At 69.5% G+C, this 15,381-nt stretch carries 11 protein-coding genes; 5 read left to right on the top strand and 6 right to left on the bottom strand.

The features are described 5' to 3' along the window. Positions 1-25 precede the first annotated feature (25 nt). The 3 genes from AABA78_RS30545 to menA all read right to left on the bottom strand — a co-directional run bounded on the left by AABA78_RS30545 (position 26) and on the right by menA (position 4,251). Positions 26-1,144, bottom strand: a complete 1,119-nt coding sequence (locus AABA78_RS30545; RefSeq protein ID WP_338268545.1) for a hypothetical protein — start codon at positions 1,142-1,144, stop codon at positions 26-28. A 15-nt stretch (positions 1,145-1,159) separates the two neighbouring features. Then, positions 1,160-3,070: a hypothetical protein gene (locus AABA78_RS30540; protein WP_338268544.1), complete on the bottom strand. Its 1,911-nt coding sequence runs from the start codon at positions 3,068-3,070 to the stop codon at positions 1,160-1,162. 236 nt (positions 3,071-3,306) lie between these two features. Beyond that, positions 3,307-4,251 carry a 1,4-dihydroxy-2-naphthoate octaprenyltransferase gene (menA, locus tag AABA78_RS30535; RefSeq protein WP_338268543.1) on the bottom strand — a complete coding sequence of 315 codons (945 nt, stop codon included), beginning with the start codon at positions 4,249-4,251 and terminating at the stop codon, positions 3,307-3,309. Between the two features lie 476 nt (positions 4,252-4,727). Here menA and AABA78_RS30530 point away from each other — a divergent pair, with 476 nt between their 5' ends. Beyond that, positions 4,728-7,178 (top strand): lytic transglycosylase domain-containing protein, encoded by a 2,451-nt coding sequence (locus AABA78_RS30530; protein WP_338268542.1) that lies wholly within the window; start codon positions 4,728-4,730, stop codon positions 7,176-7,178. A 53-nt stretch (positions 7,179-7,231) separates the two neighbouring features. Here AABA78_RS30530 and AABA78_RS30525 read toward each other — a convergent pair whose 3' ends face one another. Then, a complete protein-coding gene (locus AABA78_RS30525; protein ID WP_338268541.1) occupies positions 7,232-8,044 on the bottom strand; it encodes a hypothetical protein in 813 nt (270 codons plus the stop codon). Positions 8,045-8,365: 321 nt separating this feature from the next. Between AABA78_RS30525 and AABA78_RS30520 the strand changes: the two genes are divergently transcribed. Next, positions 8,366-9,766, top strand: a complete 1,401-nt coding sequence (locus AABA78_RS30520; protein WP_338268540.1) for a M28 family metallopeptidase — start codon at positions 8,366-8,368, stop codon at positions 9,764-9,766. 61 nt (positions 9,767-9,827) lie between these two features. On the opposite strand, the gene AABA78_RS30515 is transcribed toward AABA78_RS30520, so the two are convergent. Continuing rightward, a complete protein-coding gene (locus tag AABA78_RS30515; protein ID WP_338268539.1) occupies positions 9,828-10,712 on the bottom strand; it encodes a fatty acid desaturase family protein in 885 nt (294 codons plus the stop codon). 223 nt (positions 10,713-10,935) lie between these two features. On the opposite strand from AABA78_RS30515, the gene AABA78_RS30510 reads away from it, so the two are divergent. The 3 genes from AABA78_RS30510 (at position 10,936) to AABA78_RS30500 (ending at position 13,426) form a co-directional block, all read left to right on the top strand. Beyond that, the gene (locus AABA78_RS30510) at positions 10,936-11,598 is read left to right on the top strand and encodes an iron-containing redox enzyme family protein (RefSeq protein WP_338268538.1); all 663 of its coding nucleotides are present in this window, start codon (positions 10,936-10,938) and stop codon (positions 11,596-11,598) included. 174 nt (positions 11,599-11,772) lie between these two features. Next, on the top strand, positions 11,773-12,399 hold the full coding sequence (locus AABA78_RS30505) for a DUF47 domain-containing protein (protein ID WP_171414800.1): 627 nt from the start codon (positions 11,773-11,775) through the stop codon (positions 12,397-12,399). 1 nt (position 12,400) lies between these two features. After that, positions 12,401-13,426, top strand: a complete 1,026-nt coding sequence (locus AABA78_RS30500) for an inorganic phosphate transporter (RefSeq protein ID WP_171414802.1) — start codon at positions 12,401-12,403, stop codon at positions 13,424-13,426. A 45-nt stretch (positions 13,427-13,471) separates the two neighbouring features. Here AABA78_RS30500 and AABA78_RS30495 read toward each other — a convergent pair whose 3' ends face one another. Further along, positions 13,472-15,250, bottom strand: a complete 1,779-nt coding sequence (locus AABA78_RS30495) for a hypothetical protein (protein WP_338268535.1) — start codon at positions 15,248-15,250, stop codon at positions 13,472-13,474. Positions 15,251-15,381 lie beyond the last annotated feature (131 nt).

The raw sequence follows: 15,381 nt of genomic DNA, 5'->3' as shown, positions 1-15,381 counted from the left end.
GCAGGCGTTGAGACGGGTGCGGCGGCTACTGCCCAGGCAGGCAGGTGCTGGGCGGGGGAATCGAGGGCGTCTTGGACGGGACCGCGGGCGACATCTGCAGTCCCGCGAACGTGACGAGGCCAGGGATCTGCGGGAGCGCGAGCGGCATCAGCGACCAGGGGCGGTTCTCCGGCACGCTCGTCGTGGCGTCCTTCGCCGTGTACGTCACGTTGCCCGGCGGCCCCATCAGCGGCGGGTGGACGATGGCCACCAGCCCCAGGCTGCTGTTGGGCGCCGGCGGACCGGGCGGGATGAAGAAGCCACGCGTGGACTGGAAGGGCACGAGCGGCGGCGGCAGCGCGCCGACGGGCGCCCACTCGATGTTGAGCACGCGGCCGGACGAGGCCTCCACGGTGGTGTTGGACGCGGGCACGCGGAACACCGGGAAGCCCGGGCGGTACAGCCAGAAGACCGTGATGCCGCCGAAGCGGGCCGGGTTGAGCAGGTCCGCCACCGTCACGGACGTGCCGTCGGTGAGGGTCAGGTACTTCGCCACCGCCTCCATGATGCCCTTGTCGCTCACCTGGAGCGCTTCCAGGCCCACGCACGCGCTGTGCGCCGGCACCACCGGGCGGATGGTCAGCGTGGGCAGGTAGTTGCCCTCGGCCACGGGCGGCAGCGGGAACGGCGCCGGGACGTCGTTGGCCAGCTTGACCTGCGCGGACGGCCCGCCCGGGGACAGGACGAAGAACGGCGGACCCCGCCGCGTGGGCACCTTGTCCAGGGTCCACAGGCCAGCGGCGCTGGACAGCGTGGGCGGTGCCGGGTCGGGCGGCCGGCCCGTGGCCGGGTCCGGCACCGTGTCCTGCAGGGTGATGGGCGCGTTGCGCACCACCGCGCGCTGGAGCAGCGGGCTGAACTCCGCGTACAGCGGCGGCAGCGCGCACTGCGCGGGCGGCGGCGCGCAGTTGGCCAGGTTGATGAAGTAGGCCTCCGGATCCACCGTGAAGCCGGTCAGCCGGGAGGAGAGGCCCTCCGGCTCGCGGTTCTCGTAGGTGGGGCGCGGCGTGAAGGTGGATGACGCGGGCGAGTTGGAGGATTCCGTGCAGGCGGCGTTCAGCAGGGCCGCGCCGAGCAGCGTTCCGACGAAGAGGGCTTTTTGCATGGCGGGTCGCATCCCCTACTTCACGGGGAGGATGTGGCCGGCGGGGAGCTGATCGCCGCCGTGGCACGTCTGCGCGCAGTTGCCGAACTTGCTGGGCGTGCCGCGCTGGTTGAAGGCGATCTGGAAGAACTCGTCACCGTGCTGGGAGATGTGGCACGAGCCGCACAGCGCCAGGCTGGGCCGCTCCGTGCTCTTGCGCGTCAGGTGGCACACGGTGCAGTCCGCGCGGTTCGCCGGGTAGCTGGGCGAGTTCATGTGGATGCGGTGCACCATCTCCTGCGTGCGGCCCACCGTGTCCGTGTCGTAGTGGTGGCAGACCTTGCAGCTTTCGATGTGGTCCACCGACAGGCCGTGGCGCAGGTTGTCCAGCGACAGCACGCCGCGGTGGCAGATCTGGCAGTTGCCCACGTTGCCCGGGTACGTCGTCGGCTCGTCCTGGCCCACCTGGAAGAAGAACGGGTTGAGCTTCGCAACGCGCTCGCCCATGGACGCGCGGTTGAACTTCACCAGCGCCACGTAGGTGCCCGGCTTCGCGTTCGCCGGCAGCGTGAACGTCTGCCGCGTGGGCCACTGGTAGTCGATGAGGCCCGGCGTCAGGCCCGTGAGCGTGGCGTCATCGTAGAGGGCGAACGGGAACGGCTTGGCGAAGAACTGGGGTTCGTCGCTGGGGTTGCCCAGCACCTGGAGGTCCTGCAGCGGGCCCGCGATGGCCACGTTGGAGATGGAGTCGTTCTCCATGACGGACGCGATGACGCCGGGCACGAACGTCTGGATGCCGTTGGACTGGCCGGCGATGATCTGCCGCGCGCTGGGCAGCAGGTCCTTGGAGTGCAGGTGGGCGCCCGCGCTGTCGCGCAGGTCCACGTAGAGGCTCACGTCCTCGCCGGGCTTGTAGAAGCTGCCCTCCTTCGGGGGCGAGAACACCAGCCGCGAGTCCAGGCCCGGGCTGCACTGCACCGGGTTGCCGGCGTCGTCGGTGCAGGTGGACGGGCGGTCATCCGGGATGACGTAGGTCACCGGGAAGTAGAACGGCTTGTCCGGCAGCTGGCTCCAGGTGGCCTTGAGCGCGCCGGGGCCCGACAGGCGCGGGATGCGCAGCACCTTGAAGGGGTTGGTGCTGCCCACCATGTCCACGCGCGCGACGGTGCGGGTGGTGGGGCTCTGGTCCAGGCCGCCCGGGAAGCCCGTCACGGTACCGGGGTCCTTGTCGCCGGGGAAGCGCGGCGGCTTCAGGTTCTCCGACCGCCAGGCGAAGCGGCTGTGGCCGGCGTAGGGAGAGGAGGCCAGCAGCTCCGAGCGCAGGTACGTCTGGCTCGCGCGCGAGGTGCCCGTCTCGTCCAGCACCTCCACGGTGATGGTGTCGTCCTTCACCTTCTGCCAGTTCGCGTTGCCGAACAGCACCTCGCGCGTCCAGCAGTCCTCCACGGCCCCCGCGAGGCTGTAGAAGCTCCACTCGTCCGGGCCCTGGTTGACGTTGGTCCAGTCCAGGCCGGCGAACACCGTCTGGGTCTTGATCCACGACAGCGCGGCCGTCAGGTCGTTGGGGTTGTTGTGCTGGTTGACCACGGTCTCCGACACGGAGAACTGGTTCAGGAAGTACTGGTTGTCCGACAGGATCTGCAGCGTCCCGGTGGGAGGCGACAGCGTCAGCGGGTTGGGCGCCAGCGGCGTGATGCACACGTCCGGGTACGGGACGGGCACGCCGTTCTTCGCCACCATCTGCCCGTTGGGCAGGAAGGCGCAGCCGTTGATGTACTGGAGGCTGAGCCGGATCGCGCCGGAGTTGAGCCCCTGGTAGGGGTCGAACCGCTTGGCGCCGCGACCCGTGGTGGACCCCTCGTCGTCAGTGACCTTGAGGAGGTTGCAGGACAGCAGGGGCACCAGCAGGGCGCACCACGCGCTCTTCAACAGGATTGAGCGATTCATGGAAGACGAGGCCGGAGGCAGACGGGGGAAGGAAAGGGAGCAGGTGTCCTCACGCGCGGGCCCACGCGTCCCACCCTTCCCGACGCCGCCAACGCTCCGCCACGCGGAGACGGTGAGGTCCAGGAAGGGTTGGGAGGAGAACACCTCATCGCATCGAACTGACCACATTATGAGAGTCCGCGCAATTCGCGGACTTCAGATCGCGCAGGGGGGCTGGGGCGCCCGCCGCGCCTGACTCAGGGCGTCGTCTGGGGCCAGAGGCTGAGGCCCGCGGACAGGAGCAGCGCGAAGACGAGCCCCAGCGCCGCGGTCTTGCCCAGGTGCGGGTTGAGCGCCCCGCCGTCCTCGCGCCAGATGGCGCGGATCTGCTTCACCGCGAGCGGCAGGGCCGCCAGCGTGAAGAGCCAGCCCCCCGCGTGCTCCGGCAGCGCCAGCCAGGCGAGCACCGGGAGCACGAACGCGCCGCCCACCGCCAGCGTGTACTCCCACTGCCCGAAGCGCTGGCCGAATCGCACCACGAGCGTGCGCTTGCCGGCGACGACGTCCGTCTTGCGGTCGCGCAGGTTGTTCACCGCGAGGATGCCGGCGGAGAACAGGCCCATGGACAGCCCCGCCAGCAGCACGGCCGGCGTGACGTGGTGGGTGAGCACGACGTAGCTGCCGCTCACCCCCAAGAGCCCGAAGATGATCAGCACCAGCACGTCCCCCAGCCCCAGGTAGCCCAGGGGGATGGGGCCCGCGGAGTAGAAGACCGCGCCCGCCAGGCAGAAGGCGCCGCCCGCGAACACCGTCCACCCTTCCGCCTGCGTCAGCAGCAGCAGCGCGAGCGAGGAGCCGGTGAACGCCAGCGCCGCGGCCGTCGCCACCTCGCGCGCGGACAGCCAGCCCTTCTGCGTGACGCGCGCCGGCCCCAGGCGCGCCTCGGTGTCCGCGCCGCGCTCGAAGTCCGCGTAGTCGTTCACCAGGTTGCTGACGATCTGCATGAGCACGAAGCCCACCAGGAACGTGAGCGCGGGCACCGGCCGCCAGCTGCCCTCCGCGTGGGCGAAGGCCCAGCCCAGCACCGTGGGCGCGATGGAGGCGGTCAGCGTCTTGGGCCGCAGCGCGAGCCACCAGACGCGGGCCAGAGGGGGTCTTGCTTCAAGCGCGACACTCGACGACGGGAGACTCGGAGTGGCCATGGATGTCCGGGGGAGGGCAGCAGGCGCACGGTAAAGCTACAAGCACGCCGGCTGCAAGAGGACGCAATGCCTCACATTCCTTCCCCTCATGTATCACGTGTAACAAGCCCTCACGCCCTGTCGCAGACGCACCTTGTCAACGTTCCGTCCACCGGGCGCGGGCCTCAAAGGCAGACGCCAGCCACGGTCAGCGACGGCACCTGCGCGGTGCAGGGGTTCGTCCACGTTTCCGCTGGGTTCGACGTGGCCGGGCTCCAGGCCGCTCGACAGCAGGCAGGCGCCCCTGGGTATGTAGCACCCCAGATACCAGTCGAGCGGCCGCCGGGCCGTTGGCTTTCGTGCAACGCACCGGATGTGTGCCTGGGGCGGGATGCACGAAAGCCAACGCGCGCCTGGCGAGCAGTCAGCCGGACAGGTCCCAAGCGCACCGGCAGTGCCAATCCATCCGGGTCCCTGGCGGACGAACGAGGGCTGGCATGGACGGACTTCGAGGAACAGCTGCGGTCTTGCTTGCTTGCGCGGGCCTGTGGGCTCCGGGCGCCGCGTGGGCGCAGGCGCCGGGTGAGGACGACTCCGGCGACGTGATGTCGGAAGAGAAGCTGGAGGCCCTGCTCGACACGCCGACGGCGCAGCCCTCCCAGGACGAGGTGACGGCGGAGGCCTTCGGGCCGGAGCGGCTGGCGCCCTACTTCACCGACGGCCTGCTGGCGAAGGCGAAGGCGGAGTTCGACCGGGGCCGGTACAAGTCCGCGCGGGCGCTGCTCGCCACGGAGTCCCCCCCTTCCCTGCCCGGCCGCTTCCTCCAGGCCCAGAGCGCGTTCCTCGCGCGCGACTTCACCACCGCCGCCGCGGAGTTCACCGCGCTCGCGGAGGACTACGTCCCCTTGCGCGACCACTGCCTGATGCGGGCCGCGCAGTCGCATGAGCGGCTGCACAAGCCGCTGCGCGCGGCGGAGCAGTACGGCGCGGTGAGCCCGGGCTCCCCGCTCTACCCCGAGGCACGCTTCACCATGGCGCGCGTGCTCAAGAAGCAGCTGCGCATCCCGGAGGCGCTGGCCGCGCTCCAGGAGTTCATCGACAGCCGGCAGGCCCGCGGCCCGGATGCGCTTCGGATGAAGGCGCTGCTCGCGTACTGCGACCTGGCGCGCGCGGCGGGGCAGTACAACGCGGAGCACCGCGCGCTGCTGGAGGTCTGGGCCACCGCGCCGCTGTCCAGGGAGGCGGACCGCGCGCGCGCCATGCTGCGCGACCTGCCCCTGCCCATGAAGTGGCGCGTGCGCCGCGCGGAGGCGCTGGTGGAGCTGCACCAGAACGTCGCGGCCATGAACATGCTGGCCCGCTCAGGCCCCCGCACGGAGCTCCCGGATGAAATGGCCTGCCGCGCCCAGCTCACCCTGGGCCGCGCCCTGCGCAAGGAGCGCCAGCACCGCCGCGCCATCCAGGTGCTGGAGCCCGTGGCGCGCGAGTGCCAGTCGCCCGAGCAGCGGCCGCAGGCGCTCTACCTGCTCGCCTATTCGCAGTCGGTGGTGCAGCCGGAGGCCGCGGTGGACACCTACGCCACGCTGGCGCGCGACTACCCGGAGCACGGCTACGCGGACGACGCGCTGTTCTTCGAGGCGTGGACGCAGCAGCGCCTGGGCCGCGCGGACGAAGCGCTGCGCAACTACGAGGCGCTGGCGAAGCGCTACTCCGCCGGCAACTTCGCCGCCGAGGCCCTCTTCCGCGCCTTCTGGCTGCACCTGCGCCAGGGCGAGACGCAGCCGGGCCTGGCGTCGCTGATGGCGGTGGAGCAGCTGCCGGAGGCCGCGCGCACCGACGAGGCCCTGTGGCGCGCGCGCTACTGGCAGGCGCGGGTCCAGGAGAACGGCGGCGCGCTGGACGCGGCGCTCGCGCGCTATGAGCTCATCGCCACCGAGCGGCCCACGGCCTGGTACGGGCTGCTCTCCCGCACGCGGCTGGCGCGGCACGCGCCGGAGCGGCTGGCACGGCTGACGGAGGCCGCCGCGCAGGCCGTCCCCGCGAAGACGCTGAACACCGCCGCGCCGGCCAACGACGAGGTCTGGCCCCTGCCCCCGGGCGCGCTCCAGAAGGATCCGCGCTTCGCGGCGGGCGTGGAGCTGTTGCGCCTGGGACAGCCGGGCGTGGTGGAGGAGTTGCTCGCGGTGGACACGCGCGGCCTGGCGGAGGCGCCCGCGCGGCTGCTCTACCAGACCATGCGCCGCACCGGCCGGGGCCGGGCCACGCGGCAGGTGGCCCGCGTGACGCTGCGCCAGGAGGCCGCGGGCCCCTTGAGCGCCGCGTCCCGCCCGGTGTGGGAGGCGACGTGGCCGCTCGCGTTCCGGCCGCTCATCCAGAGCTACTCGAAGGCCGCGCGCGTGGATCCGGACCTCCTGCAGGGCCTCATCCGCGAGGAGAGCCGGTTCAACCCGACCGCGCGCTCCTCCACCGGGGCGCTGGGGCTCGCGCAGCTCATGCCCCAGACGGCGCAGCAGGTGGCGGACTCGCTCAAGCTGGCCTCGTTCGAGGTGTCGTCGCTGCTCCAGCCCGCGCAGAACATCCGGCTGGGCGCGGCGTACCTGGGCTCGCTGCTCAAGCACTTCGACGGCAACCCCGCCTACGCGGTGGCGGCCTACAACGCGGGCCCCGCGGCAGTGGAGCGCTGGCGCAAGGCCCTGCCCCAGGCGGAGATGGACGAGTGGGTGGAGCACATCGCCTTCGACGAGACGCGCGACTACGTGAAGCGCGTGCTCAGCAGCTACAGCGCCTACAAGCTGCTCTACGCGAACGAAGTCCCGGCCTCCTTCGCGCCGGCGCGAAAGGCCCCGCTGGAGGCCACGCGCACGCCCACGGTGAGCCCCGCCACCGGCGTGGGCGGCAGCGGTCGCAACGTGGCGACGCCCACGTCCTCCGTCTCCGGAGGACGCTAGCGGCACGACGCCGGACGGGATGCGGAAAGCCCCCGTCCGGCACGTCTTCCCTGCTACTTCACGCCCGTGGGCTGAGTGATGGACTCCGACCGGATGGTGTACTGGCCGGCGATGGCGTTCGTGTCGATGCCCGTGAAATGACGGTACGGGTACGCGCCATCCGCGATGGTCTCGATGAACTCCACCGAGTCACCCGTGATGGACTTGCCGTTGATGTCCACCGTGAAGGTGTTCTTCTCCGCGTCCAGGCGCCACACGCACGCGCCCACGTTCGTCTCCGCGGAGCCGGTGGACAGCCCGTCGATGTCGAAGTCGTTCAGGAAGAAGTGGTGCATCTCCGCCCAGCGGAGGAAGTCCCTGAAGTTGTGGAAGACGATCATCATCCCGGCCGGTTGCGGGCTGGAGCCCTGGAGCACGCCGCCGAGGTAGACGTTCATCCGGTACGCGGAGCCGCCCGGCGAGCCCGTGAACGTGGGCAGCATGTTGACCGAGTTCGCCTCACGGCCCGGGGTGACCTTCAGCGTGCTGACGACCTGATCCCCATCGCGCGCGGCCAGCTGGTAGCCGCCCTGCGCGCCCAGGCTCATCGCCACGCGCTGCTCCCACTTCACGGCCTGCGCGAAGCTGCTGGAGACGCCGTCCTTCTGGGTCAGCAACCCCGACACCGCCAGCCCGTCCGCGACGGAGTCGACTTTCGCCCGGCCCAACGCACACGTCGTGATGCCGTCGAACTTCTTCACACACTGGGACGCCGCGGACTCCTGCGCGCTCAGCGAACCGGCGGACTGGCTGTCGTCGCCGCCCGCGCAACCCGTCATGCTCAACAGCAGGGACGCCAGCAGGGAACCCGTCATCTTCAGGTGCATGCACTACCTCTTGGTGTGGGGGTGGACTGCCCGCGACCCCACTGCACTCCGCGCGCCAACACCCGAAGTCCGTCTATTTTCACTCTTGCAATTCATTGCATGAGAAAACAAGAGTAGCGTTTCATGTTACATGAAACATGCTCCGTGTGACGGTCCCGGTCTCACGCGGAGCGGCAGGGCGTCTCACGCGCGGGCGTGCTCGTGAAACCTGGATTCAGGGAATGAACCGCGCGCGGGCGGAACTTTGCCGTGGCGCACAACTCCTGACCGGGGCGGTCGGATAATCTGGGGAGCGCGGTTCCTCCCCCGGACTCCCCCACCATGGCCTCGAAGATCAACGACAGCTCGCGTCCCCTCACCTCCGTCTCGCGGCTGTCGTCGCAGGACACCCGGAGCGCGGAGGCGAAGACGCGCAACCGCCCCATCGCGTGGAAGGACGGCTTCGAGTCCTCCGGCGCGCGTCCCGGGTCCAAGCTGCCGCAACTGCCGGCGCCGCCGCCGGTGCTGTCGCTGCCGCCGCCCGCCACCACGCCGCCGGTGCCGCCGGAGGCCCCCACCGAGCCGCCCGTGTCGGACGACTCGGATCCGATGAAGCACATCGAGTACCTGGCGTCGGACGCGCTGAAGGGGCGTGACAGCCCTTCCGCGGGCCTGGACGCGGCTTCCGCCTACGTGCAGGCGCACGCGGAGAAGTACGGGCTCGTGGGGCCGAACTCCAACAACCCGGAGAACCCCTTCCAGCAGAAGTTCAACGTCTACTCCTGGCTGGGCGCGGACAAGGCCGGCGAGGCGGCGGGCGCGGCTCATGCCGGGCACGCCGAGCACAAGCAGTTCGGCCACGAGACGTTCCAGGAGGGCTTCTACCTGGACGAGAAGATGCCCAAGGACACGCTGAAGCTGCTCAACCAGCAGTACGAGCAGACGATGAAGGCGGCGGGACAGAGCGCCGTCCCGGCGCGCTCCGGCAAGCAGCGCGGCGTGGAGGAGCTCAAGCAGGTGGCCACCGCCACGGGCCAGGCCGTGAACACGATGGCCATGCTGCCCGGCACCGGCCCGCACAAGGACGAGGTGATTGTCGTGATGGCCCACCTGGACCACGTGGGCGTGGACCGCAAGGGCAACGCCTACAACGGCGCGGACGACAACGCGTCCGGCAGCGCGGTGCTGATGGCGGCGGTGCCGGAGCTGGCGGAGGCCGCGAAGAACGGCAAGCTGGACCGCTCCGTGCTGTTCGTCTGGACGGGCGCGGAGGAGAAGGGGCTGGTGGGTTCGCAGTACTTCGTGGACCACCCCATCCCCGGCGTGGAGCTGAAGAACATCGCCGGCGTCATCAACACGGACATGGTGGGCCGCTGGGATGATCAGCGCCTGTCCGTGGTGGACACCAACACCAAGGGCCAGCCCAACTACTTCCGCGACGTGGTGGACCAGGCGAACCAGCAGCTGGCGGATCCGTTCGACCGCATCAACCGCGACATCAACGTCTACCGCGACCGGCAGGACGGCGCGTCCTTCGGGCGCAAGGGCGAGGACGTCCTCTTCCTCTTCGAGGGCCTGTCCAACCCCGAGGGCGGCGGCGACCTCATCCCCGAGTACCACCGGCAGGATGACGACATCGAGAAGATCATCGAGGACAACGGCGGCAACAAGCCCCGCCGCGTGAAGGACCTGCTGCTCAACGTCATCAACATCGCGGCGAACCGCACGACGCAGCCGCAGTAGCGCGGCGCCTTCGGCCGGAAGCAGTGCTTCCGGCCGAAGCGTTCCCGGGGACGCCGGACCGCTAGGCGGCCAGCTTCTCCCCGCCGTCGGCCACGGGCCCGCCGGCGAGCGTTTCGACCTCGCGCTCGCTCAGCACGAGCTTCTCCTCCGAGCCGCGCCAGACGAACGGGATGCCCGGCTGACGGTAGAGGTTCGCGGGGATGTCCCGCGCCAGCTGCGCGTGCAGCTCCGGCAGCTTGGACCAGTGCAGCCCGTGCCGCGTGTGGTGCGCGGTGTGGTAGCCCAGGTTGCCCGTCATCAGGTTGTAGCCCTTGTGGAGGATGTTGTACGAGGCCTCCGAGTGGTTGGCGGTGTCCAGGCCCACGTGGTGGAAGTATGTGGCCCAGACCGTCACGTAGAGCGACGCCGCCATGGGCAACAGGAACACGAACAGCGCGTTGTAGGGGTTCACCCAGAACAGCCCCGCCAGCAGCACCAGTTGGAGCGCGGCCATCCACACGAACACGCGCAGCGCCTTGGGGTGCTGCTTCCTGCCCACCTGGAACGCGCGCGGGTACGCGGTCAGCGCCGTGCTCAGCGAGTACTCCAGCTCCGCCATCGTCGAGCCGTCGTCCCGCTTCCAGCGCGACTCGTCCTGCGTCTGGTCCAGGTAGTTCTTGTGGTGGCCCAGCACGTGGTGGAGGAACCAGGCCTGCGAGGTCACGCCCGTCTGGAAGCCGAAGACGATCTCCAACAGGCGGTTGGGCAGCGCGTGCTTGAAGAAGGACAGGTGCTGGTGGTGGTGGTTCCACGAGCAGATCCACCCCTTGGGGATGATGCCCAGCCCGAACCACAGCACCGGCACCCACCAGCTTCGCGCCGTCAGGAACACCGTCATGTCGAGCGCGAACACACTCAGGAACATCAGGACCGGGATGCGATCTTCAGGGTGCCGGAACAGGGTCATGCGCCTTCCACGACAAGAGGAATCAGGGGAGAAATGCCGATTTTCGGACTGTAGGACGGCCCCCCCCACCCCGAACAGCCCACCCACGCCTGCCTGCACGTTCCACACTGACGGTAAACAACGTAGTCTCGTTGAACTTGTCTTTCTTTTATTCCAAGAATCTCAGCACTGCCTTGTGATAAACGCCGACCCAGCCCTTTTGGACCTCAACCTGGAGGCGGCAATGCGGAACCAGACCATCGAGGCGGCGCTCGCGAAGAACCCCCACCGTGAGCAGCTCATCAAGCATCGTTTCTTCGAGGTGGTGGACGAGAAGGCCTTCAGCCACGATCAGGCGGAGATGGTGCTGGGACAGTGGTGGCACCCCCTGCACTACTTCCCCAACTTCCTGAGCAAGCTCATCGCCGTCTGTCCGCAGATGGAGATGAAGACGGCGGTGACCCACATCCTGAACCAGGAGGTGGGCGAGGGAGACCCGGCGCGCGCGCACGAGCGCTTCTTCATCCAGACGATGACGGACGCGGGCTTCACGAAGGCGGGCGTGTCGGAGGCGGACATGACGCCCGCCACGCGCCGGCTCATCGACGGCTACCAGCGCTCCACGGAGAGCCACCTCACCGGCCTGGGCTTCCTCTACGGCACGGAGGTGGCGGACCTCACCATGGTGGCCAAGCTGGGCAAGCTGGTGCGCCGCACCACGGGCCTCAAGTCCCTGCCGTGGGTGGACATCCACGTGAAGCAGGAGCCTGACCACGTGGAGACGGCCGGCCACACGGTGGGGCTCCAGTACACCGACGCGGAGCTGGCCACCATCACCCGCGGCGCCGAGGAGATGTGGCAGCTGTGGGTGGGGTTCTTCGAGGAGCTGCGCAACCGCGTCGTCTGAGCGGCCCCTTGCGTCAAGCGCAACCCCCTGGAATCCGTACGTTTTTGCACGGAAGACTGGCGAATCTCTCCAGGTAGGGTAGTCACTCCCCGCGTCACGGGAGCGTCACACCCAAGCGCCACCGACCTCCCGCGGCGGACCGCGCCTGTCCCTCCAGGCGCCGAGGGAGATCCCATGCTCGAAAAGCTGATGCCGAAGTCGGACGAGTTCTTCGACGACTTCGACGCGCAATGCGCGAGGACCGTCGAGGGAGCGAAGCTCCTGCACGAGCTCCTGGCGGACTACCGGGACGTGCCCACGCGCGTCCAGGCGCTCAAGGACGTGGAGCACCGGGGCGACGAGGTCACCCACGCGGCCTTCAACCGCCTCCACCAGCAGTTCATCACCCCGTTCGACCGGGCGCAGATCCACACGCTCCTGTCGCGCATCGACGACGTGCTGGACCTGACCAACGCGGCGGCGGCGCGCCTGCTGTACTACGAGATTGAATCCAGCCGGCCGGACGCCACGGAGCTGGCGCGGCTGCTGGTGCTCTCCACGCAGAAGGTGCAGGAGGTCGTCGCGGCGCTGCGGCTCATCAAGAAGCCGGAGCAGATCCTCGCGGGCTGCAAGGAGATCAAGCAGTTGGAGACGCAGGCGGATGAAGTCCTGCGCGCGGGCATGGGCCGTCTGTTCAAGAGCGGCGTGGATACCCTGACCATCATCAAGTGGAAGGAGATCCTCGACCTCATCGAGACGGCCACCGACAAGTGCCAGGGTGTGGCCAACGTCATCGAAGGCGTCGTGCTGGAGCACTCCTGAGATGCTGCTCGCCGCGGTCGTCCTCATCGTCATCGTCGCGCTCGTCTTCGACTTCATCAACGGCTTCCACGACGCGGCGAACTCCATCGCCACGGTGGTGTCCACGCGCGTGCTGTCGCCGAACCTGGCGGTGGCGTGGGCCGCGTTCTTCAACTTCGTGGCGGCCTTCGCGGGCGGCGTGCACGTGGCCAACACCATGGGCAAGGGCATCATCAACTTCGAGATGCTCCGCGCGGCCGGCCCCACCGCGGTGCTGATGGTCATCTTCTCCGCGCTCATCGGCGCCATCGCGTGGAACCTGCTCACGTGGTGGTGGGGGCTGCCCTCGTCGTCGTCGCACGCGCTGGCGGGCGGGATGATTGGCGCCACGCTGCCGGTGCTGGGCTTCCAGGGGCTGGTGGGCAGCGGCATCGCGCGCATCGCGGCCTTCATCGTGCTGTCGCCGCTCATCGGCATGACGCTGGGCATCGCGATGATGGTGGCCAGCACCTGGGCGGTGCATCGTCAGACGCCGCTGCGCGTGGACACCTGGTTCCGCCGGCTGCAGCTGGTGTCGTCCGCCATCTTCTCCTTCAGCCACGGCACCAACGACGCGCAGAAGGTCATGGGCATCATCGCGGTGGTGCTCTTCGGCACCATCTGGCGCGACCGCCCGTTCCACATCGACTGGTGGATGATCATCTCCTGCCACGCGGCCATCGCCATGGGGACGTTCTTCGGCGGCTGGCGCATCATCCGCACCATGGGCCACAGCCTCACGAAGCTGGCGCCCATTGGCGGCTTCAGCGCGGAGACGGGCGGCGGCGTCACCATCATCGCGCTGGCGGAGCTGGGCATCCCCGTCTCCACCACGCACACCATCACCGGCGCCATCGTCGGCGTGGGCTCCACGCGCGGCTGGCGCGCCGTGAAGTGGGGCACCGCCGGCCGCATCATCTGGGCGTGGGTGTTCACCATCCCCGCCGCCGCGCTGGTGTCCGTCATCGTCTACGGACTCACGCTGGTGGTGGTGCGGCTGGTGGGCTGAGACACGCCCGGGCGCGGGGGAGGCCCCCCGCGCCACGGCCCTCCCCTACCGGACGTTGAGGGCCGACGGCGGCCCGCCCACCGCCGGCGGGACGAAGGGCACCACCTTCTTGTTGTGCCACTGGACCAGCTTCAGCGACGGGTCCTCCAGCGGCACGTCGAAGGTGTAGGAGATGCGCGTGGGGAACTGCCCGTCCATCTCTTCAATCCGCACCTTCAGGCCCTTCATGTCGAACTCCTGCCCCTGGGCCACCGGGTGGCGCGCGGCGCGGTGGATGCGCTCCTCCACGGAGTCCAGGAAGTGGCCGCCCTTGGTGAACGACAGCTCCAGGGAGTTGGGCCCGGTGCGCGTCACCTTCTGCTCGTTGAGCGAATAGGACAGCACCCACCAGGCCTTCGGCAGCGGCATGCCCGTGGACCACCAGCGCACGGAGCCATAGATGCCGATGATGCCGTTGGGGGCGTTGAGCACCACCAGCCGCTGCTCCGGCAGCTTCGACTCGTCCAGGGCCTCCTCGTAGCGCATCTGCACTCGCGCCATGAGGGCGTCCGCCTGCGCGTAGGCCTCCGTGGTCTGCCACCAGATGTAGGGGGCGCCCACGACGTGCACCAGCGCCAGCAGCGCGGCGCCGGCCAGCACCGCGCCCGCGCGGAACGTGCGCGCCCGGCCCTGCCACGCGTGGCGCAGCACTACGGCCAGGCCCACCGCCATGCCCAGGCTGGGCACGATGAGCGTGCGCGAGCCGGCGAACGCGGAGTTGGCCAGCCACGTGGACACGAACGCGCCCGTCAGCATCCAGCCCACCGTGCGTCGCTCCGCGGCCTCCAGCCGGGGCCACACGCCCCACACGAGCAGCGCGAACAGCGTCAGCCCCACGGCGCCCAGCACCGTGAACAGGGGCACCATGGACTGGTCGAAGATGAAGTCCGGGGGCGCGTTCAGCGTCAGGCCCGCGATGGCGGCCGGGACGCGGGTGAGCATGGCCTTGAACCACTCCACGGGCGTCCCCACCGCGTCCAGGTACATGTCCGAGCCCCCCGCGCCGTAGCCCAGCGCGCGGTACAGCGCGAAGTAGCCCGCCATCAGCACGCCGAAGGGGATGAGCCCCTTGAGCTTGTCCTTCGCCTGCCCCGGGCCTGAGAAGGCCTCGTAGGCCAGCACGTACGGGCTGAGGATGACCATGGTCTCCCCGCTCAGGAGCGCCAGCGCGAAGGACACCAGCGCGCCCACCAGGGAGCCCGTGCGCTTCTCCTCGCGCCACTTCACGTGGAAGTAGATGCCCAGGACGCCGAAGAGCAGCGACATCACCACGCTGCGGTAGGACAGCCAGCCCAGCACCGCGGAGTGCGAGCCCCAGATGGCGAAGAGGAACATCGCCACGCCCGCCACCGCCGTGGGCAGCACGCGCTTGAGCAGCACGCCCGCCAGCACCACCATGCCCACGTACCAGAGCACCGAGTGGACCTGATAGGCCACGGCGACGCGGTTGTAGAGCAGGTGATCCAGTCCGTAGAACAGGCTGCCCAGGGGCCGGAAGAACGCCACGCGCACGGTGGGCTCCACCCACCACGGGAAGACGCCCACCTGCGCCAGCCGCAGCGTGTGCTCCGGGATGCCGGTGGCGGTGCGGTACACGTCCAGGGGCGTGTTGCCCAGCGGAGCGGGCGGCGGCACGTGGTCCCAGACGCCCAGCCAGATGAAGTCATCCGGCATGAAGCCCACGCGCAGCACCAGCGCGCCCAGCACCGCCGCGAACGCGACGGAAATCCAGAAGTAACGTTTAAACGGCCAACCCGGGGCGGCTGGCGGGGGAGAAGTATCCATGTTTCAAATATCTATCAGCACGCCCCCCAAGCGAGATAGGTCCTCCTGGGTCGTCCGCTGCCACCGGAAACACGCGGAGTGCGGCGCGCGCGACGGAGATCCTTTGCCACTGCCCGGACTCCGGGTGATCC

The organism is Corallococcus caeni, assembly GCF_036245865.1.
Taxonomy (GTDB): domain Bacteria; phylum Myxococcota; class Myxococcia; order Myxococcales; family Myxococcaceae; genus Corallococcus; species Corallococcus caeni.
The sequence above is the reverse complement of the archived record's forward strand: the minus strand, read 5'-3'. Positions and strand labels throughout refer to the sequence as shown.

Coding starts and splice junctions, on each gene's coding strand:
- AABA78_RS30545 (WP_338268545.1), bottom strand. CDS start 1,144: ATGCAAAAAGCCCTCTTCGTCGGAACGCTGCTCGGCGCGGCCCTGCTG.
- AABA78_RS30540 (WP_338268544.1), bottom strand. CDS start 3,070: ATGAATCGCTCAATCCTGTTGAAGAGCGCGTGGTGCGCCCTGCTGGTG.
- menA (WP_338268543.1), bottom strand. CDS start 4,251: ATGGCCACTCCGAGTCTCCCGTCGTCGAGTGTCGCGCTTGAAGCAAGA.
- AABA78_RS30530 (WP_338268542.1), top strand. CDS start 4,728: ATGGACGGACTTCGAGGAACAGCTGCGGTCTTGCTTGCTTGCGCGGGC.
- AABA78_RS30525 (WP_338268541.1), bottom strand. CDS start 8,044: ATGCACCTGAAGATGACGGGTTCCCTGCTGGCGTCCCTGCTGTTGAGC.
- AABA78_RS30520 (WP_338268540.1), top strand. CDS start 8,366: ATGGCCTCGAAGATCAACGACAGCTCGCGTCCCCTCACCTCCGTCTCG.
- AABA78_RS30515 (WP_338268539.1), bottom strand. CDS start 10,712: ATGACCCTGTTCCGGCACCCTGAAGATCGCATCCCGGTCCTGATGTTC.
- AABA78_RS30510 (WP_338268538.1), top strand. CDS start 10,936: ATGCGGAACCAGACCATCGAGGCGGCGCTCGCGAAGAACCCCCACCGT.
- AABA78_RS30505 (WP_171414800.1), top strand. CDS start 11,773: ATGCTCGAAAAGCTGATGCCGAAGTCGGACGAGTTCTTCGACGACTTC.
- AABA78_RS30500 (WP_171414802.1), top strand. CDS start 12,401: ATGCTGCTCGCCGCGGTCGTCCTCATCGTCATCGTCGCGCTCGTCTTC.
- AABA78_RS30495 (WP_338268535.1), bottom strand. CDS start 15,250: ATGGATACTTCTCCCCCGCCAGCCGCCCCGGGTTGGCCGTTTAAACGT.